At 63.0% G+C, this 18057-nt stretch carries 16 protein-coding genes; 1 reads left to right on the top strand and 15 read right to left on the bottom strand.

Features of this window, described 5'->3' with window-relative positions; all coding sequences use genetic code 11:
- Window positions 1-2 precede the first annotated feature (2 nt).
- From CFB17_RS13250 to CFB17_RS13240, 3 genes are all read right to left on the bottom strand, one after another.
- Window positions 3-1013 carry an ABC transporter ATP-binding protein gene (locus tag CFB17_RS13250; protein WP_088562078.1) on the bottom strand — a complete coding sequence of 337 codons (1011 nt, stop codon included), beginning with the start codon at window positions 1011-1013 and terminating at the stop codon, window positions 3-5.
- 18 nt (window positions 1014-1031) lie between these two features.
- Entirely contained in the window at window positions 1032-2135 is a 1104-nt protein-coding gene (locus CFB17_RS13245; RefSeq protein ID WP_407642422.1) for an ABC transporter substrate-binding protein, read from the bottom strand.
- A 481-nt stretch (window positions 2136-2616) separates the two neighbouring features.
- Window positions 2617-4116, bottom strand: coding sequence for an aldehyde dehydrogenase family protein (locus tag CFB17_RS13240; protein WP_088562036.1), 1500 nt, complete (start codon window positions 4114-4116; stop codon window positions 2617-2619).
- A 144-nt stretch (window positions 4117-4260) separates the two neighbouring features.
- Here CFB17_RS13240 and ku (CFB17_RS13235) point away from each other — a divergent pair, with 144 nt between their 5' ends.
- Window positions 4261-5073, top strand: a complete 813-nt coding sequence (ku, locus tag CFB17_RS13235; RefSeq protein WP_088562035.1) for a non-homologous end joining protein Ku — start codon at window positions 4261-4263, stop codon at window positions 5071-5073.
- Between the two features lie 25 nt (window positions 5074-5098).
- Here the strand turns inward: ku (CFB17_RS13235) and ku (CFB17_RS13230) are convergent, their stop codons facing one another.
- From ku (CFB17_RS13230) to CFB17_RS13175, 12 genes are all read right to left on the bottom strand, one after another.
- Window positions 5099-5926, bottom strand: coding sequence for a non-homologous end joining protein Ku (gene ku / locus CFB17_RS13230; protein WP_088562034.1), 828 nt, complete (start codon window positions 5924-5926; stop codon window positions 5099-5101).
- A 28-nt stretch (window positions 5927-5954) separates the two neighbouring features.
- On the bottom strand, window positions 5955-6125 hold the full coding sequence (locus tag CFB17_RS19960; protein WP_106408573.1) for a DUF3008 family protein: 171 nt from the start codon (window positions 6123-6125) through the stop codon (window positions 5955-5957).
- 131 nt (window positions 6126-6256) lie between these two features.
- Window positions 6257-6721: a MarR family winged helix-turn-helix transcriptional regulator gene (locus CFB17_RS13220; protein WP_407642419.1), complete on the bottom strand. Its 465-nt coding sequence runs from the start codon at window positions 6719-6721 to the stop codon at window positions 6257-6259.
- 67 nt (window positions 6722-6788) lie between these two features.
- The gene (locus CFB17_RS13215; RefSeq protein WP_088562032.1) at window positions 6789-7235 is read right to left on the bottom strand and encodes a MarR family winged helix-turn-helix transcriptional regulator; all 447 of its coding nucleotides are present in this window, start codon (window positions 7233-7235) and stop codon (window positions 6789-6791) included.
- A 56-nt stretch (window positions 7236-7291) separates the two neighbouring features.
- Complete coding sequence (locus tag CFB17_RS13210; RefSeq protein ID WP_088562031.1) at window positions 7292-10876, bottom strand: molybdopterin cofactor-binding domain-containing protein; 3585 nt, start codon at window positions 10874-10876, stop codon at window positions 7292-7294.
- Window positions 10869-11348, bottom strand: a complete 480-nt coding sequence (locus CFB17_RS13205; RefSeq protein WP_088562030.1) for a (2Fe-2S)-binding protein — start codon at window positions 11346-11348, stop codon at window positions 10869-10871. Before CFB17_RS13205 ends, CFB17_RS13210 begins: the two co-directional genes overlap by 8 nt.
- Window positions 11349-11445: 97 nt before the next feature.
- Complete coding sequence (locus CFB17_RS13200) at window positions 11446-13671, bottom strand: MGH1-like glycoside hydrolase domain-containing protein (protein ID WP_088562029.1); 2226 nt, start codon at window positions 13669-13671, stop codon at window positions 11446-11448.
- Window positions 13668-14255 (bottom strand): cysteine hydrolase family protein, encoded by a 588-nt coding sequence (locus tag CFB17_RS13195; protein ID WP_165769607.1) that lies wholly within the window; start codon window positions 14253-14255, stop codon window positions 13668-13670. The genes CFB17_RS13200 and CFB17_RS13195 overlap by 4 nt, the downstream gene beginning before the upstream one ends.
- A complete protein-coding gene (locus CFB17_RS13190; protein ID WP_088562027.1) occupies window positions 14252-15289 on the bottom strand; it encodes an ABC transporter ATP-binding protein in 1038 nt (345 codons plus the stop codon). Before CFB17_RS13190 ends, CFB17_RS13195 begins: the two co-directional genes overlap by 4 nt.
- Window positions 15276-16055: an ABC transporter permease gene (locus CFB17_RS13185; protein WP_088562026.1), complete on the bottom strand. Its 780-nt coding sequence runs from the start codon at window positions 16053-16055 to the stop codon at window positions 15276-15278. The genes CFB17_RS13190 and CFB17_RS13185 overlap by 14 nt, the downstream gene beginning before the upstream one ends.
- The gene (locus CFB17_RS13180; RefSeq protein WP_088562025.1) at window positions 16052-16978 is read right to left on the bottom strand and encodes an ABC transporter permease; all 927 of its coding nucleotides are present in this window, start codon (window positions 16976-16978) and stop codon (window positions 16052-16054) included. Before CFB17_RS13180 ends, CFB17_RS13185 begins: the two co-directional genes overlap by 4 nt.
- The gene (locus CFB17_RS13175; RefSeq protein WP_088562024.1) at window positions 16968-18047 is read right to left on the bottom strand and encodes an ABC transporter substrate-binding protein; all 1080 of its coding nucleotides are present in this window, start codon (window positions 18045-18047) and stop codon (window positions 16968-16970) included. Before CFB17_RS13175 ends, CFB17_RS13180 begins: the two co-directional genes overlap by 11 nt.
- Window positions 18048-18057: the final 10 nt, after the last annotated feature.

Below are 18057 nucleotides of genomic sequence, written 5' to 3'. Positions count from 1 at the left end.
CTTCAGTCCGCCTCGAGCAGATTGAAGGCGGCAGACGGCACGTTCAGCCAGACCACCATGCCCTGGCTGAAAGAAGCCGAGATCGACGCGGCGACCTGGACGCTCAGGCGCATGCCCGTCCGCAATTCGACCTGCAGGCGGCGAAAGGCGCCCTGATAGGAGATGTCGACGATCCGAGCCTCCAGGGCATCGTCGCGCGGCCTGGTATCCGGTGCCAGAAGCCCGATCTTCTCGGGCCGGAGGCTGACGAGGGCCTCGGGGCCACCCAATGCTGCCGAGACCGCGGGCTCCAGCACGTTGGCCGCGCCGACGAAGCCGGCGACAAAGCGCGTGCGTGGCCGGTCATGGACATCTTCGGGCGTGCCAAGCTGGGCGACCTTGCCGCGGTCGAAGACGGCCACCCTGTCCGCCATCGAGAGTGCCTCGCCCTGATCATGGGTGACGAAGACAAAGGTAAGACCGAGCCGTCGCTGCAGACTCTTGAGCTCGACCTGCATCTCCTCGCGCAGCTTGAGGTCGAGGGCACCCAAAGGCTCGTCGAGGAGAAGAACTTTGGGATGGAGGACAAGAGCGCGCGCCAGGGCCACGCGCTGCCGCTGGCCTCCTGAGAGTTGGGACGGGCGGCGATCGGCCAGGCCATCGAGGCGTACCAGGCGCAAGGCATCCAGCGCCTCCCGGTCGCGCTCAGCCCGGCCCTGACCGCGCACCTTGAGCCCATAGGCGACGTTCTGACCAACGCTCATATGGGGGAAGAGGGCATAATCCTGGAAGACCGTGTTGACGGGACGGCGATAAGGGGGAAGCCCCTCCGCCCGCTGACCGTCAATGACGATATGGCCGCTATCTGGCTGCTCGAAACCGCCGATCAATCGCAGGCAGGTCGTCTTGCCCGAGCCCGAGGGACCAAGCATGGCAAAGAACTCACCCTCGGTGATGGTGAGATCGACCGCGTCGACTGCGCGCGTGGCGCCGAAATGGCGTGAGACCTGCTCCAGCCTCACGATACCTGAAATAGTCATGAATAATGCCGGTCAGCGGCCGCCCAGGATGGCGATATAGTCACTGGCCCAGCGCGAATAGGGAACGCAGCCTTCAGCCTGGCTGGCGCATTTGGCAACAGGCGTGCGCCAGAAGGCAATCTTGGCGAAATTGTCGTAGCCGTTGGTAGCACAACCCGTGTCGGTTAAGAGGGCGTTGCCCTTGCAGGCACTCGGCACGACCGGCACCGAGCCGAACCATGCGGCAACGTCGCCCTGGACCTTGGGTTGCAGCGAGTGGTTCAGCCAAAGATAGGCGCAATTGGGGTGCTTGGCGTCGACATGCATCATCGTCGTGTCGGCCCAGCCGGTCGAGCCTTCCTTGGGCACGACGCTGGCGATGGGCTTATTCTGGCTCTTTAGAAGATTGACCTGGAAGGGCCAGGAACTGGAGGCAACGACACCCTCGTTGGTAAAATCGTCGACCTGCAGATTGGCGTCGTGCCAATAGCGCTGGACCAGTTCATGCTGCTTGCGCAGGAGGTCCAGCGCCGCCTGATATTGCTGCTCCGTCAGCTCATAGGGATCCTTGATCTTGAGCTCGGGCTGCTTGCTTTTCAAATAGAGAGCGGCATCGGCAATGTAGATGGCACCGTCATAGGCCTGGACCCTGCCCTTGTTCGACTTGCCGTCGGGCAGCGTCTGCTCTTCGAAGACGACATCCCAACTGGATGGCGCCTTCTTGAATACATCCGTATTATACATGAGGACATTGGGCCCCCATTGATAAGGAACGCCGTAATGCTTGCCGCCCACGGTAAACCAGGGCGCATCCTTCAGCCTGGGATCGACGAACTGCCAGTTCAGGATCTTGCCCACGTCGATCGGCTGCACGCGCTTGCCGGCGATCAGCCTGAGGCTGGCATCGCCCGAGGCCGTGACGAGGTCGAAGCCGCCTTGGTTCATCAAGGAGACCATCTCGTCGGAGGTGCTGGCCGTCTTGACCGAGACCTTGCAGCCGGTCTGCTGCTCGAAATCCGATACCCAGTCATAGGCTTTGTCGCTTTCGCCCCGCTCGATATAGCCGGGCCAGGCGACGATATCGAGCTGACCCTCGGCGGCGCCCGCCGCGCGGGCTGCATCCGCGTAAGGCATCATGAGGCTGCAAAGAGCGCCGAAAGCGGCGAGCCGACGAAGTGTCATCTTAATTTCCATCCAGCAAGCTAGGCCTTCTCATCGAAAGCCTTTCTAGCGAAGCTTGGCAAGCCCGCTTGGTGGACGTGACGCTGATCGGCGTTGCGATCGGGGATTCAAGTCCCTTTCCTCTTCCGAAGCACTCCTCAATTTTTCGGGTCTATTGGGTGGACGGCTAATCAACGAGCGCAGTTTCGCATCCACGCAAGTACGTGACGAAGGATGGCACATGCGCAGTGCATCTAAGCCGCATGGCTAAGCACAAGCCAGCACGCAAAAGCACTCCAGCGCATGGCGGCTTGTCGGAAGACCAAAGCTGGCAACGACGGCATTTGTTTTTTCTCAGACAGGGGCCGGCCGGCGCTACCAAAACAAAAGAGGCGGGCTTTACCCCGCCTCTCAGCCATCTTGAGCATGCGCGTCAGCGCATGCCGGACGATGTGGATCAGAGCTTGATGGTGACCGCCTTGGTCTCCAAATAGCTCTGGAAGACGAACTCGCCCATCTCGCGACCCCATCCCGATTGCTTGTAGCCACCGAAAGGAAGCGCTGCATCGAAGATATTGTGGCAGTTCACCCAGACCGTGCCGGCCTTGATGCGCGCCGCCATCTTGTGCGCAAGGCTGACATTCCTGGTCCAGACACTGGCCGCCAGACCATATTCGGACTGGTTGGCGATCTTGGCGATCCGGTCGAGATCGTCGTCATTGAAGCGCTCGGCGCAAAGGACCGGGCCAAAGATCTCCTCTTGGACGACCTTCATGCTGGCATTGGTGTCGGCCAGCACCGTGGGTTGAACGAAATAACCGCGGTCACCGTACCGCTCGCCACCGGTGGCGACACGCGCACCTTCCTCGCGTCCGGCCGCGATGTAACCGGTCACCCGATGAAACTGCTCTTCCGAGACGAGCGGCCCCATCTGCGTGGCGGGGTCGAGGCCATGGCCAATCTTGATCTTTTCAGCCTCGCCAGCGATGCCTTCGACCACGCGATCGAACATCTTCTCATGCACATATAGGCGCGAGCCAGCACAGCAAGTCTGACCCTGATTGAAGAAGATGCCGGAGGCCACGCCCGGTACGGTGACATCGAGGTCGGCATCATCAAAGACGATAACCGGCGATTTGCCGCCAAGCTCGAGCGTGACCTTCTTCAGGTTGCCGGTGGCGGCCTTGACGATGAGCCGGCCTACCTCGGTTGAGCCCGTAAAGGCGATCTTGTCGACGTCGGGATGGGCTGCCAGGGCGGCGCCGGCCGTCTCGCCGAAGCCGGAAATGATATTGACGACACCTTTGGGGAATCCGGCTTCCTGGATCAGCTGGCCCAGACGAATGGCCGAAAGCGGCGTCTGCTCGGCCGTCTTGAGGATGATCGTACACCCCGCGGTGAGAGCCGGTGCCAGTTTCCAGGCGGCCATCAGGAGGGGGAAATTCCAGGGAATGATCTGGCCGACGACCCCAACGGGCTCGCGCGTCGTGTAGCTGTGATAGTCGCCCGGAGCCGAAAGATTGATATGGGTTCCATTCAGCTTCGTGGCCCAGCCGGCCATGTAGCGGAACATGGCGATCGAGCCTGGAATGTCGGCCACCGAGGCGACGCTGACAGGCTTGCCGTTGTCGAGCGATTCGATCTCGGAGAGCTCGTCAGCATGCTGCTCCATGAGATCGGCCAGCTTGAGTAGCAACTGGGTGCGGTCGGCCGGCTTCATCTTGGCCCAGGGACCACTCTCAAAGGCACGTCTTGCCGCGACGGCCGCGCGATCGACATCAGCCGCCGCACCTTCCGCCACCTTGGCGATGACCTGTCCGGTCGCCGGATCGAAGACGTCGAAGGTCTTGCCAGACTGGGCATTCGACCATTCGCCATCGATCAAGAGGCCCAGCGGGCCGTTCAGGAACTCGGTCACGGGCTTGCTCACCCGATCGAGAACTAGGGCTGGATCCATCTTTTTGGCCTCTTTCTAATTCGTTCAGCGTCGACCGTCATATTCTTCCCAATAGGATGTCAGGTCAATGCGGCGGGCTTATCAGCCGACACGGAACCGACTGGGCAGCCGCACGCTGTTTTGAGCTAGGACAGGAGAGGAACCATGGCGCAGCGGGCATTCTGGAAGGGCTACCTGAAATTGTCGCTTGTGACCTGCCCGGTCGCGATGATGCCGGTCACGACTGAGAGCCAGAAAGTGCGCTTCCACACGCTCAACCGGGCAACCGGTAATCGAGTCGAAAGCCGCTACCAGGACGTCGAGAGCGGCAAGCCCGTGCGCGAAGGGGATGAGGTCAAAGGCTACGAGGTCGCCGACGGCCAATATATCGTGCTGGAGGACGACGAGATCGAGGCGGTGGCTCTGGAGAGTACGCGCACGATCGACATCGAGAGCTTCGTGCCTGCCTCTTCTATCGAGCGGACCTGGTATGATCGCGCTCATTACCTGTTCCCGGACGATTCCGTGGCCGCGGAGGCTTTTGCGGTGATTCGGGCGGCGATGACAGCTACCCGGACGGTCGGCATCGCGCGGCTCGTGCTTTATAGACGCGAGCATGCGGTTCTCCTGGCACCGCGCGATCCAGGTATTGTCCTTTGGACGCTGCATTATGGCGACGAGCGGCGCGACCCGGCGGCCGTTTTTGACGGCATCGCCAAGACGAAGACGGATCCCAAGGCGCTCAAGCTGGTCGAGCGGCTTATTCAAAAGCAAAGTCAACCCTGGCAGCCGGATATGCTCAAGGACCCCGTCCAGGAGGAACTGCTCAAGCTCATCGCCGCCAAGCGGAAGCGGAAATCGCGCAAACCCGTCTCGTCCTCACGCGAAACGCCGGCCGAAGAAGGCAATGGCGGCAACGTCGTCTCGATCATGGAGGCTTTACATCGCAGCATCGAAGGCGCCGACAAGAAGGGCTAGCCGTTGGTCGGGCTGGCCCAGGTTGTCAGCCAGCCTTGCGCCGCGCGGCCCTGGCGGTCTTCTTGCCATTGGGGCTGGTCTTGGTCCCGGCGCTCTCACGCAAGGCCGCCATGAGGTCGACGACCTTGGACGGAGCCTCGGGAGCACCCTTTGGCAGGGGCCTGCCAGCCTGCTTGGCCTTCACGAGCTCGGCCAGGGCCGCTTCGTAGCGGTCTTCAAATTCGGCAGGGTCGAAACGGCCGAGCTTCGTCTCGATGATATGTTTGGCCAGATCGAGCATCTCGCCTTTCACGGTGACTTTCTTGATCCCCTTGAAGGCCATGCTGGCCGGTCGCACCTCGTAGTCAAAATTGAGGGTCGTCGCGACCAGGCCACCGGCTTCCGGACGGATCAAGAGCGTACGCAGGCGCCGGAACAACACCGCCTGCGCTAGGGCGACGACCTTCTTTGCCGCCATGCCCTGGCGGATAACGGCATAGGCTTCAGCCGCATCAGCGGTCGCCGGCGCCAAATAATAGGGTCTATCCTGATAAACATCGTCGACCGCGTCCTCAGCGACGAAGGTCTTGATTCGCATCGTCTTGTCGCTCTCAGGCACCGCGGCCGCGACTTCCTCGGGCTCCAACATAACGTAGCGTTCATCCGCCGTCTCGTAGCCTTTAACCTGATGATCGCTCGGAACGACCTGTCCTGTTTCCCCATCGACGAAGACCCGGTGCACGCGATGGCCGGTCTTGCGGTTCAGAATATGGAAGGCCAGGCGGTCGGCATTTGAGATGGCGGTGTAGAGTGCCACCTCGCAGGACAACTCGTTCAACTGCAATTGGCCCTTCCAGTTGGCCCTCGGCATCATGGCCGCTGCCCCGCGCGAATCCCGCCGCTCAATCTTTTCTAACCGCGTACTCGGACCGCGCCGCACGCATCGCGGAAGCCCTATTCGCGAGCGCTTTCTCGTTCGTCGAACGTACCATCGACTTAGATGCCCCTTTAAGGCGACTGGTCTTCGTCGCGCCGCCCGCCGCTTCGTGCTGAGCCCTGGATCTGGCTGGCATCACTTCCGCTTCCGTCTTGTTGCCGCTTCTGAACCGTTGACGCCCCCTAAGGGTTGCCATCTAGCAAAAAGCCACCTTCCAACGCGCGTCCTTCGGCGGGCCGAATATCGGCGCCTTAATTCGACACCACGCTAGCGTAGACGCTTCAGCAGCGCTTCGAGCTGGCTGCGCTCGGCCGCGTTGAGCGGCGCCAGCGTTTCCTCGGTGATGGCGCGCGCCCGAGGCAGGAGGCGGCCGACGAGCTCGGTGCCGACCTGGGTCAACTCGACGACGAGACGCCGACCATCCTGGAGGTCCGGCCGGGTGGCGACGAGATCGCGCCGCATCAGTCGATCAACCACACCCTTGACCGTCGCCGCGTCCATGGCGGTCAATCGGCCAAGGAGATTCTGCGAGGTGGCGCCCACCTCGAAGAGCTTTGAGAGCACGGCCCACTGCGTCGCGGTCAACTCCTCACCAATCAGGGCCGCGAAGATGGTCGAGTGACGCTGGCTGACCTGGCGAAGAAGAAAGCCCACCTGTTCGTCAAGCACATAGGCACCTGCCTTGCTCGGTTCCCTTCGGGTCGTTGTCACGCCATCTCCCATGATCCGCATCAAAAGGTCTGATTCAGCCGAGGAAAGCGCGGGAGCAAGCGTAAAGGAAGAGGGCGCCTCTTTTTTCCTATTGGCACATCTTGGCGAGCAGGGCCGTAAGCTGCGCCTGCTCGCCAGCATCGAGATGGCCGAGCATGCCATCCTCCGCGCTCTCGATCGCATGGGCGAGCTCGCCCGCAAGGCAGAAGCCCTCCTCGCTCAAGGACAGCATGATCCGCCGGCGATCCAGCGGATCGGCTATGGCCTCTATCAGGTCGCGCCGGCGCAGCCGGTCGACGACGCCCTTGATCGTCGCGGCGTCCATGAGGACATGCCGGCCAAGCTGATTCTGCGAGCAGCTGCCGAGTTCGTAAAGCTTGACCAGAACGGTGAATTGCGGCGCGGTAAGTCCCGGTGGCAACAGGCTCTGCACCAGCTGGGCATGATGCTGCCCTGCCTGACGCAGCGCGTAGCCCAGACTGGCCTCCAATCTGAAGCCCGGGCGAAGATCTTGAGTGAGAGCGATGCTGGGCATGACGCGTCCGAGGAGTTCGTGAGGTCCGGATTCTTACTATAGGCACCGCCATCTCGTCAGGAACCGCCATCGGCGCGTGTCAGCCTTTCGTGGCGGAGTATCTCGCGTACCTCGCCGGCACGCCTGGCAAGATCGGTCCATGCCGGCTGATCAGGTGCGAACCGACTGCGCAGATACGACAGGAGCTGGGCCACCTGCTCGTCGTCGAATGCCGCGGCAAAGCTCGGCATGTAGCCCAGCTCGGCATAGGCCGGGGTGTCGATCCCGCCCAGGATCACGCGCAGAAGATTGTCTGGCCGTGCGGCTTGGAGATTGCTGTTGAGGGCCAAGGATGGCCGCGACCCCCACAGAGTGGGTCCATCAGCGGCATGGCAGACGGCGCAAGCCCCTTCATAGATCCTTGCCCCCTGGCTGAGGCTGGGCGGCATCGATGTGGAAGCGCGAGCCTCGAGCGAGGCTGCTTGTTCGGCTGCCTCCGCCTCGCTCGTCCTGGTTGCTCGAAGGTCGGCCAGATAATGCGCCATGGCTCGCAGATCGTCGTCGGATACGTCGCGCAACGAGGCGATGACGGGCGCCATGGGACCGGCAGCCGGTCCGTGCAACGGCGAAAAACCGGTGCGCAGATAGGTGAAGAGCTCGGCCTCCGTCCAGGGGACCGGGGCTAACGATAGCGCTGTCAGGGCTGGCGCATCCCAACCCTCGACGGTCCCTCCCGACAGGTGATCCGGCCCCTTGACCTCGGCGCCCAACCTGTTGCGAGGACTATGGCAGGCACTGCAATGTCCGAGCCCTTCCACCAGATACGCTCCCCGATTCCAAAGAGCGGATTTCTCCGGATTGGACTTGAAGGTGGCGGCATCGTGGAACAGCGCGTTCCAGCCCGCCAGGAGCGGGCGCAGGCTGAAGGGGAAGGCCAGGCGGGTCTCGGGCGGCGACGCCGCTACGGGTTCCTGCGCCATCAGAAAGGCATAGAGGGCCGAAAGATCGGCATCGCTCGTTTTGGCGTAGGCGCCATAGGGAAATGCCGGGTAGAGATGCCTGCCATCGCGATGGATGCCCTCGCGCATCGCCCGGACGAAGGCTGGATAGGACCAGTTGCCGATGCCGTGGTCGGGATCGGGCGTGATGTTGGTCGTCACGATGGTGCCAAAGGGTGTTTCCAGCCTCCTGCCGCCCGCCAGTGGCAGACCGCCATCGGCGGTATGACAGACAGCACAGTCGCCGATCGCCGCCAGCTGGCGACCTCGCTCGATCGTTGCGTCACTATAGACACCGGGTAGTGGTCGCGCGACGGGCTCGATGGCGCTGCGCCATGGCGTGAAGTTGCTCAGAAGTCCGATGCCGGCTGCGGCGGCCGCGACGGCGTAGCCCAAAAGGCGCCCGCGCGAGCGCCGTCCCCTGGCCGGCTCCGCCGAGGGGGCCGGTAACGGCTCCGGTATGCCGAGGCCCTTGCGGATGCGCTCGGGCGTAAAGGGAACCTCGCGAAATCGCACGCCAGTCGCATCATAAATGGCGTTGGCAATCGCGGCAGCACTTGGCACGGCGGCCGATTCGCCCACGCCAAGCGGTGGCTCGCTCTGGCGATCGACCATCAGAACGTTGACGAGCGGCAATTCGGGGAAGGTGATGATCGGGTAGTCGCCCCAATCCTTAGTGGCCACAGCCTTCTCGGTGAAGCTCACCTCCTCTTTCATCACGCGGCCGATCGACTGCACGACATTGCCGTGGATCTGCTGCTTGACCCCGGCCGGATTGATCATCTGGCCGGAATCCTGGCCGACCGTCACCTTGGTGACGGCCACCTCGCCAGTCTTCCTGTTGACCTCGACATCGGCCACCCAGGCCGACCAGGCTGCCCCATAGCCTGGAAATTTGCTGTGGACATAGAGCGCATAGGCAAAGCCGCGACCGCGCAGGATGTCGCCCTCGCTGCCGGCACTTCCCCAACTCGTCCTGGGCGTCCAGCCGGCTCGCTCGGCCGTAGCCTTCACCAGATCAATGGCGCGCGGGTCGTGGAGATAGCGGAGCCGGTATTCGATGGGGTCGACCCCAGCCTCGAACGCCATCTCGTCGATGAAGGACTCGTGCGCAAAGCTGTTGGGCAGCGATGAGACGCCGCGCAGCCAGGCGGCCCTGACAATGGGCGGCATATCGTGGCAGACGATATGCCGGTTGGCATAGTCGTAAGGCGGGATCGCCGTCCGGTCGCCCATCTGCAATACGGTCGGCGTCGAGGATACAGCGCCTGTCAGGATGGCGGCCAGGAGCGGCGCGCCGTTCGAGGGATAATAGACCGAGAAATCATAGGCAGTGACGCCTCCCTCGGCGTCCTGCCCGCCCTCGACCTCCATGAGCTGGGCAGCACCCTTGGGCTCCCAGGCATGTTCCTGCTCGCGGGTAAGCTGGACCCGCACCGGTCGGCCGACGGCGCGGGAAAGAAGGGCTGCGTCGGCGCCCACATCATCAGCGCAATTGCGCCCGAAGCAGCCGGCGGCCTCGAGGCGGAGAATCTCGACCTGTCCCTCATGCAGGCCCATGAGCGTTGCCAGATCGCGTCGCAGCACCTGCGGGTTCTGCGTGCCCGACCAGACGCGCAGCCCGCCCGGCTGCCAGTCGGCGAGCGAACATGAGGGGCCGATCGAGCCATGCAGATGATAGGGCCAAAGATAGGTTCGACGGTGGCGTCTTGCCGCTTCAGCGAGCGCCTTGGGCGTATCGCCTTTGTCCTCGAGCAGGCGGGGGGTACTTGGATTGGCGCGGAGTGTCCCCGCCAGATCGTCCATGTCGGGCAGCGAGGGGACGGGCTTCCATGTCACCTGCAGTGCCGCGGCTGCCTCGGCCGCCTGCTCCTCCCGCTCGGCGACGATGCCGATGAAATCACCAATTCGGACCAGCTTGACGATACCCGGCACGTGGGCGATCGATCCCTCGTCGATGGCGATGAGGCTTCTGCCGACGAAATCGCCAGCGTCGATCCCGGCATAAGGCGGACGGACGACGCGGCCGTGCAACATGCCTGGCAGACGCATGTCGTGGACATAGGTAAAGCTACCGGTGGCCTTGGCCGGGATGTCGACGCGCGGCTGCGAACGGCCGATGACGCGATGTTGCTCAACCGGCTTTAACGCTACGTCGTCCGTGAGCCGGAGCAGATGGTGCCGATTGCCCAGAAGTTCGCCGTAGCCCACGAAGCGGTTGCTGCCATCGTCGCAAGAGACCGTGCCGTCGTTGACGTGCAGGTTCTCCGGGGCAACCTTCAATTCGACGGCCGCGAGTTCGAGCAGATAGCGGCGCGCCTGGGCCGCCGCCCGCCGGAGCGGCAAGGCGGTGATCTGAATGGTCTCGCTGGCGATCGTCGCCCCTTGATCGGGGCCAAGCCCGCCATGGCCCAGGATCATCGAGACCCGCTCGAAAGCAACGTCCAATTCCTCGGCGACGATCTGGGCCAGGGCGGTCCTGATGCCCGTGCCGAGATCGACATGGCCGTTGAAGGCCTGGACGCTGCCATCGCCATGAACCGTGAGAAAGAGGCTCGTTGCCTGATCGGCAAGGTTGGGCGGATCGCTGCAATCGGCACCGACCACGGCCAGAAGGCTGCTCTCGGCGAGCAGTGAAGCCCTTGTCAGCCTTGCTTCATCCATGCTGGCGCAGACGCGTCGCGGCCAAAAGGGCGCTCTCGAGGATCTCGAGATGCGTGCCACAGCGGCAAAGATTGTAGCGAAGCTCGCGCTTGATTTCCTCGACCCCCGCATCGGGACGGCGCAGCAAAAGTGCCTTGACCATCATGATCATGCCGTTCAGGCAATAGCCGCACTGGGCGCCCTGGGCCTCGATGAAGGCGCGCTGGACGATATCGGGAGCCCCCTCGCTACCAAGTCCTTCGAGCGTCGTGACGTGCCGTCCCTCAACCCCTGCCAGCGGGATGGTGCAGGCACGGGCGGCGACCCCGTCGATCAGGACCGTACAGGCACCGCATTCGCCAAGACCGCAGCCGAATTTCGGCCCGTTCAGCTCAAGATCATTGCGCAACACGTTGAGGAGGGGTGTCTTGGGTGGCAGAGCCAACTCATGACCCTTGCCATTGACCGTCACGCCAATCGCTTTCGTCACCATATTCCGCCATCGTCTGTCAGAATTGTTATCATACAAACGAAATCGATGGGCAATGGCGGATGTATGCAAAGCAGTGCGAACACGGCGGCGGATTACCTCAATCGCCGGGTATCAGATGCACGACCAGCGTGCGCCGCGACGCACAGGCCGTGATCGTAAAGCTGCAATCCCCGCCCTCGGCGGCGATGACGTTTCCCTCCAGGCTGGCAGAGACCAGCGTCGCGCATGCGTCGATGCCGAAGCCGACCCGGCCGGCACCATGCGGCAATTCCACATTGAGGAAGGCGGGCTCGAATCGCAAATGCGCATGGCGTCCCAGAAGGGTAGTCCAAAAGCGGAGCCGCCCGCCCTGCCAGAGACGGAGGGTCCGGCCATCGTCCTCAATGAGGATCAGACCGAGCGGACTCTGTAATGGGCCGAGACGGAGCTTTTGGCCGCTGCGTGTGATCTCGAAGCCGCCCCAGGGATTGACGTCCATGATCGCCGCCACGCCCAAGGCCGGGAGGAGGGCTCCCCAGGCATAGAAGCCTTCGGTATCGGGCTGGTCCAAAGCTTCGCCGGTCTCGGCGTTGAAGTTCTCGGGACAAAGCCGCCTTTCGTCCCAGGATTGCCGAAACAGCCGCATGCTGGCCTTCGAGAGGTCACGGGCACGGCCATCCTGACCATAACGGCGCAGGCCATGCCAGATCAGCCAGTTCATGGGTGCCCAGATACGGCCTCGCCAATAGCTGTTGTCCCTGGCGGCCGGATCCGACCGGGCCGTGCCTGGAATGGCATAGGGCCCGGCAAACAGTTCGGGGTCATCCAGGGCTCGAAGGAGACGCTCCACCTTGTCCGGCGCAACCGCGCCACAGGCCAAAGGATAGAAGCTGATGGGCGAGAGGCTGCGCACGAAGCTGCCATCGTCACGCTGCCGGTTGGCAAAGAGGCCGCGCGCCTCATCCCATAGCTGGGTCTCGATCGCATGGCGCGTGCGTGCATTCAGCGCGTCGAACCGCTCAGCCTCGTCATCCTTCCCCAAGGCACGGGCGATTTTCGCCAGCATTTCGGCATCCAGTGCGAGAATGCTGTTGATGCCGACATCGAGGGTAGAGAGCGTGCCGGTCCGCGGATCGAAGCGCGCCTCGTCGTGGACCGGCGAATTGTCCATGCTGGATTCATTTCGGGCGCCGAAATGGGTACCCTTATAGAGCCCTTCTCCCACGTCCGACGTTCCATAGGAGACGAGGCCTCGCCCGTCTGGATCACGGTTCGCCCACCACCAAAGATGGTTCGCAGCCAGCGTCGCGTAGGCCTGCTCCAGAATGGCGCGATTGCCGGTGCGCAGATGGAGCAGCCAGATCAGGAAGCTTGCGAGCGGCAACTGGGTGCGATCCACCCAGGCATCGTTGGCGGTCAAAAGACAGGCGAAATTACCCTCCGGCGTGCGGCTGGCCAAGGCCGCTGCCAAATTCTCCCGCGCCATTTCCTGGTCGAAGAAGCCGGTCAGGAGGGCATTATAGAGCTGATCGGTCAGCCAGACGCCAAAGCCGCCGAACTTGCCCAGATCCCAGTTGCGGCTGATCGCCGTGTAGGGCCGGTGATTGATCGGATCATAGACGCTGTTCCAGGCCATCACGTCCCGGATGGCATCCAAAGCCCCAGGCTCCATCCCCTCCTGGATAGGAAGATCGGGAACCGGTGGCGAGACCAGCGCCGCCTTAGCCCGCTCGATCGCGAGGCCGGCGGCATCGGCGACGGCCAGGGCAAAATGCCCCTCGCGCATCATCTCGAGATTGAAGCGGCAGGCGAGAAGCCGTGCCGTGGTACTCCGGCTGCCCAGATGGAAATACCCTTTCGCCACGAAGTCGGCGCAAAGCCCTTCGATATCCTCGTGCCCGGTCACCTGGACGGGCTTCTCCGAGGTGACAAGCGCTACCCAGCGATGCCCTATCTTGAGCAGAACGGCACCCGATTCAGGTTCGAGGCTCGCCGGCGTCCCGTCTTCGGCGAAGAAGGCAAGGTTGAGCCAGAATCGCAGGCCCCATTCGCCCAGCGCCAGGGCCCGCCAACCGCCCGTCACGATAAAGGGGTCGCTCTTGGTGTAGGACCATGCGAGCCTCGTGCCGGCATGGGTGAGTTCGAGCTCCACAAGGGAACCGTCCAAGCCGTGACGACCGAAAGTAAGGCCGGCACCCGGCGGAAACACCGTGGCCTTGCCGGTGCTTGCGGCATAGGCGACGGGTGCCAGCCGGACGCCCAGTGGCAGGAAGACCATCTCCGCCGGTCGCGATGACCAGGTGTTCCAGGCTCGCTCGATGGGAATCGTCGTGTGCTTGATCATGAGGCGAGGTCAGCGGCGATGCGTGCCGTGGTCGTGAGTTGAACCAGCTCAGGCAGGCGACTGAAGATCTTGAGCGCTGCCGCGTGGCCCGCCTCGTCGCCACTGGCGACGGCATCCGTCGGGATGACAACGCGATAGCCTTTGTCGATGGCGCTCATGACCGTCGAGAGCACGCATATGTCGGTCTCGACGCCCGAGATGATCAGTGTCGTCGCCCGCAGCCGCTTGAGCCTCGGCACCAGATCCGTTCCCTCAAAGCCGCCGAAGGACATCTTGTCGATCATGATATCCGTCAAGAATTCGAGTCCCGGCAGGAGGTCGAGGAGTGCTGGATCGAGATTCTGACCGAGAAATTGCGGCCAGCTTGCATAGTAGTGCCGCCAGCCGCCGCGCGTTGTCTCCGCTGTCGGTGGCACGGCAAAGCGGAGCGCGATGGAGCGGCCAGGCAGCAGCCGGCCGAGCGTGACGATGGGAGGCAGCAGTTGCTCGATCGTCGCGACACGCCAGCCGAGAGGGGCCGCGAAGAGCCGCTGCATGTCGACGCAAAGATGCACCGAATCCGGTGGGACCCAGGGGGGCGTCATTCGGCGAGCAGAATCGTGTGGGCGGGCGACCATGTTAGCCACACCGCGCTGCCTACCGGGTGGAGGTTTGCCTCGTGATTCTGCGTAAAGACGCGAAAGGGCAGGCCCTCCGGGCCGTCCAGCAGATAGGTGGTCGTGGCGCCGGCATAGACGATCTGACGGATGACGGCCGGGATCCTGTTCTCGCCTGGCCCGTCGATCGACATCTTCTCCGGACGCACCGCCACAGTGGCTCGGCCTCGTGTCTCGAACGGCATGGCCACCTTGATCGGGCGGCCATCGATCTCGATGCCACCCGGCATGGTCGGACCGGAAAGGAAATTCGCATCGCCCAGGAATGAGGCGGCAAAGCGGGTACGCGGATGCTCGTAGATCTGGGCCGGCGCACCTTCCTGAACGATGCGCCCACCATCCAATATGGCGATGTGATCGGAGAGGGTCAAAGCCTCTTCCTGATCGTGCGTGACGAAGATCGTCGTGAGCCCGCTTTCCTGCTGAATGCGGCGCAACTCCACCTGCATGTCCTGGCGCAAGCGTCGGTCCAGGGCCGAGAGCGGCTCGTCCAGGAGGAGGACGGAAGGGCTAAAGACGATGGCGCGGGCCAGGGCAACGCGCTGCTGTTGGCCGCCCGAGAGTTGCTTCGGTCGACGTTCCCCCAGATGGCTGAGCTGCACCAGATCGAGCGCCTGGCGGGCTCGTCGCGTGGCCTCGGCCCCCCGCACGCCACGGCGGTGGAGGCCAAAGGCGATGTTTTCCATGACCGTCATATGCGGGAAGAGGGCGTAGGACTGGAAGACCATGCCGATGTTGCGCGCATGGACCGGAACTCGCGTGACGTCATCCGCGCCGATACGCACCACACCCTGATCGGGGGTGACGAAGCCGGCGACAATCCGTAGGAGCGTGGTCTTTCCCGAGCCCGACGGGCCGAGCAGGCTGGTGAAGGCGCCTTCCTGGAAATGGATGGCGATATCATCCAGCACCTTCTGCGCGCCGTAATTTTTTACAACGGCGGCGACGTCAACGGCGCTCAAGCGTACCTCCGGCCTTCGAGAGGCAAACAAAGGCCAGGATGGCCAGCATGGAGAAACCCAGGAGCAGCGCCGAAATGGCGTTAATCTCAGGCGTGAAGCCCTTGCGGATGGCGGTGTAGATTTGGACCGGCAGAGTGGAGTAGCCGGGTGTCGCCAGGAAATATGAGATCACGAACTGGTCCAGGGAGACGGCGAAGGCGAAGAGGGCGGCGGCAGCGATGCTGGGCGCCAATAACGGCAGCGTCACGGCGAAGAAGGCGTGCAATGGAGTTGAACCCAGGCTCTGCGCGGCCTCCTCGAGATCGACGCGGACGTTCTTCAGGCCCGTGCCGACGACGAGGACCACATAGGGGATGGCAAGTGCGACATGGCCGATCAGCATGGCATGGAAACCGCGCCCGATCCCTGTCCAGAAGAAGAACAGCAGCATGGCCGTGCCGCTGATGATCCAGGGAATGGCGATGGGCGGCAGAAGAAGGATGCGTAGGATCGCGCGGCCCATGAAGCGCTTGCGCTCGAGCGCAAGCGAAGCGGCCGTGCCTAGGATGGTGGCGATCACGGCTGTCAGGACGGCGATCACCAGGCTGTTGCGGGTCGAATCGATAAGGACGGCGTCGCCCGCGAGCGCGCCGAACCAGCGGGTCGAGAATTCGAACGGCATCGCATAGAGCGGCGAGGCGTTGAAAGCCATCGCCACCATGACGATGATCGGCGCGTAGAGGAAAAGGAGGACGCCAAGGAGGAAGGCGCGCGCCACGTGCGTCATCCGTCCTCCCTGGCAATACCACCTTGCCGGAGCACGCTCGAGAAGAGGGCGAAGACGACGAGCACCAGCGCCAGCATCGAGAAAGAGAACGCCGCCCCGCGCGGCCAGTTGAAGGCCGAGGTGAACTGGTCTTCGATGACCGTGCCCATCGTCACGCCGACGCGACCACCCAGGATGCGGGGCTCCATGAAGCAGCCAATGACCGGAACGAAGGTCAAGACGGCCCCCGAGATGAGCCCCGGCAAGGCAAGAGGAAGGATGATCTTGCCGAAAATGACGTAGTTCCGCGCGCCGAGACTGCGCGCCGCATCGATGAGATCGTCGTCGATCGCGAGCAGCGAGATGAAGCAGGTCAAGATCATGTAAGGCAGATAGCCGTGCACGAGGCCGATGATGATGGCGGGCTCGCTGTAGAGCAGACCGATGCTGGGTGCGCCTGGCCAGAAGGCCCGGATCACCATGTCGATGAAGCCGCCCTCGCGCAGCACCATGGTCCAGGAAAAAATGCGGATCAGCCCGTTGGTCCAGAAAGGCAGGATGATCAGCATGAACAGGATCGTGCGCGCGCGGCCGCTCGCTGCCTGTTTAAGAGCCATCGCCGCGGCCAGACCCAGGATCATGCAAAGTCCGGTCGTGACAAGCGCTAGTCGGAGCGAGGTCCAGGCGACGTCGATCAGGTAGGGCTGGCGGACGAAGGCAAGATATTGATCGAAGGTGAAGGCCGGCTTGGCGTTGCCGAAAGGCGCTTTTGTCAGGAAGCTGAAAACGAGCATGCCCAAAAGCGGCAGGAAGATCGCCAGCGTCAACCAGAGATACGTAGGCAACAGGAGCGCCAGCGTGCCGACCCACACCGGCATCGCCCGCTTGAGCGAGCGCCCGGATCTGGCCTGCCGCAAACCGCCACCTGCGAGCTCACCTTGCATAAAAAGCCTTCGTCTCTTCCCAAAGGTCGGCGAAGGCCTGGCGGCGCTCGTCGGGCAACGGGCCCATGAACTGCATGGACTTGAAGAGGGCCGGATCGTGAGTCGTCCGATTCAGGTCATCCGCCGGCAGCTTTTCCATGGCCGATCCGTTGGCCGAGGCCGGCGCTCCCACCTTGGTCGCCCATTCGACGTAGAAAGCGGGATCGATCATGTAGTTGACGAAAGCGAGAGCAGCCTCCGCCTTGGTGCTCGAGGAAGGCACGCCCAGCGTGTCGAACCAGCCGATCGCCCCTTCCTTGGGCGCGGTGAAGCCCAAGGGCAGCTTATAGGTACGGCGCGAGCGGACAGAGGCACCCGACCAGTACACCGCCAGATCGAAGGCCTTGGCCTCGAAGCCCTTGTTCCACTGATCCTCGCTGGACCAGAGCAGCTTGAGGTTCTTTTTCATGGCCTTGAGCTGCTCGCTCACCGCCGTCAGGTCCTTGGGATCGTTCATATCCTGGGCGGTCAAGAGAGCGCCGATCGCCACCGAATTCGTGGCGTCGTCCAAAAGAGCTAGACGCCCCTCATAGGCCGGGTCCTGGAAGATCTTGTAGCTGTCGGGCGTTTGAATGCCGGGCTGGCGATAGGCAATCGCATTGTAGCCCCAGACCCAGGCACAGCCATAGGCCTTGCCGTCGATATGGATATTGGGGTTGTCCCGGAGCGCCGGGGTCAGCCCGACTGCGTTCGGGATCCTGCTGAGATCGAGCGGCATCAGCAGGTCTTCGGCCTGCAGCTGCTGTGTCCGGGCACTATTGACGACAGCCACGTCATAGGCCCCCGGGTTGGTGCGCAGCTTCGTGATCATTTCCGGCTCGGAGCTGTAATAATCGTGCTGGACGGCGATGCCGGTTGCCTTGGTGAAGGCCTGCAGGGCCCATTTTTCATCCGTGCCGTAGCCCTGCCAGTTGAGGACCGTGATGGTCTCGGCCGCCCAGGCCCGCCGCAGCGGCAGGCCAATCATGCCAAGTGCGGTACTTGCACTGAGAAGGCCAGCGACATGGCGACGGGACAGACGGACAGTCATGAATGATCCC

Source organism: Arboricoccus pini (assembly GCF_900187945.1).
Taxonomy (GTDB): domain Bacteria; phylum Pseudomonadota; class Alphaproteobacteria; order Geminicoccales; family Geminicoccaceae; genus Arboricoccus; species Arboricoccus pini.
The sequence above is the reverse complement of the archived record's forward strand: the minus strand, read 5'-3'. Positions and strand labels throughout refer to the sequence as shown.

What these genes read in the sequence shown, in the direction of transcription:
- CFB17_RS13245 (WP_407642422.1), bottom strand. Translation starts at nt 2,135, where the DNA reads ATGATGCCTTACGCGGATGCAGCCCGCGCGGCGGGCGCCGCCGAGGGT.
- CFB17_RS13240 (WP_088562036.1), bottom strand. Translation starts at nt 4,116, where the DNA reads ATGGATCCAGCCCTAGTTCTCGATCGGGTGAGCAAGCCCGTGACCGAG.
- ku (WP_088562035.1), top strand. Translation starts at nt 4,261, where the DNA reads ATGGCGCAGCGGGCATTCTGGAAGGGCTACCTGAAATTGTCGCTTGTG.
- ku (WP_088562034.1), bottom strand. Translation starts at nt 5,926, where the DNA reads ATGATGCCGAGGGCCAACTGGAAGGGCCAATTGCAGTTGAACGAGTTG.
- CFB17_RS19960 (WP_106408573.1), bottom strand. Translation starts at nt 6,125, where the DNA reads ATGCCAGCCAGATCCAGGGCTCAGCACGAAGCGGCGGGCGGCGCGACG.
- CFB17_RS13220 (WP_407642419.1), bottom strand. Translation starts at nt 6,721, where the DNA reads ATGCGGATCATGGGAGATGGCGTGACAACGACCCGAAGGGAACCGAGC.
- CFB17_RS13215 (WP_088562032.1), bottom strand. Translation starts at nt 7,235, where the DNA reads ATGCCCAGCATCGCTCTCACTCAAGATCTTCGCCCGGGCTTCAGATTG.
- CFB17_RS13210 (WP_088562031.1), bottom strand. Translation starts at nt 10,876, where the DNA reads ATGGATGAAGCAAGGCTGACAAGGGCTTCACTGCTCGCCGAGAGCAGC.
- CFB17_RS13205 (WP_088562030.1), bottom strand. Translation starts at nt 11,348, where the DNA reads ATGGTGACGAAAGCGATTGGCGTGACGGTCAATGGCAAGGGTCATGAG.
- CFB17_RS13200 (WP_088562029.1), bottom strand. Translation starts at nt 13,671, where the DNA reads ATGATCAAGCACACGACGATTCCCATCGAGCGAGCCTGGAACACCTGG.
- CFB17_RS13195 (WP_165769607.1), bottom strand. Translation starts at nt 14,255, where the DNA reads ATGACGCCCCCCTGGGTCCCACCGGATTCGGTGCATCTTTGCGTCGAC.
- CFB17_RS13185 (WP_088562026.1), bottom strand. Translation starts at nt 16,055, where the DNA reads ATGACGCACGTGGCGCGCGCCTTCCTCCTTGGCGTCCTCCTTTTCCTC.
- CFB17_RS13180 (WP_088562025.1), bottom strand. Translation starts at nt 16,978, where the DNA reads ATGCAAGGTGAGCTCGCAGGTGGCGGTTTGCGGCAGGCCAGATCCGGG.
- CFB17_RS13175 (WP_088562024.1), bottom strand. Translation starts at nt 18,047, where the DNA reads ATGACTGTCCGTCTGTCCCGTCGCCATGTCGCTGGCCTTCTCAGTGCA.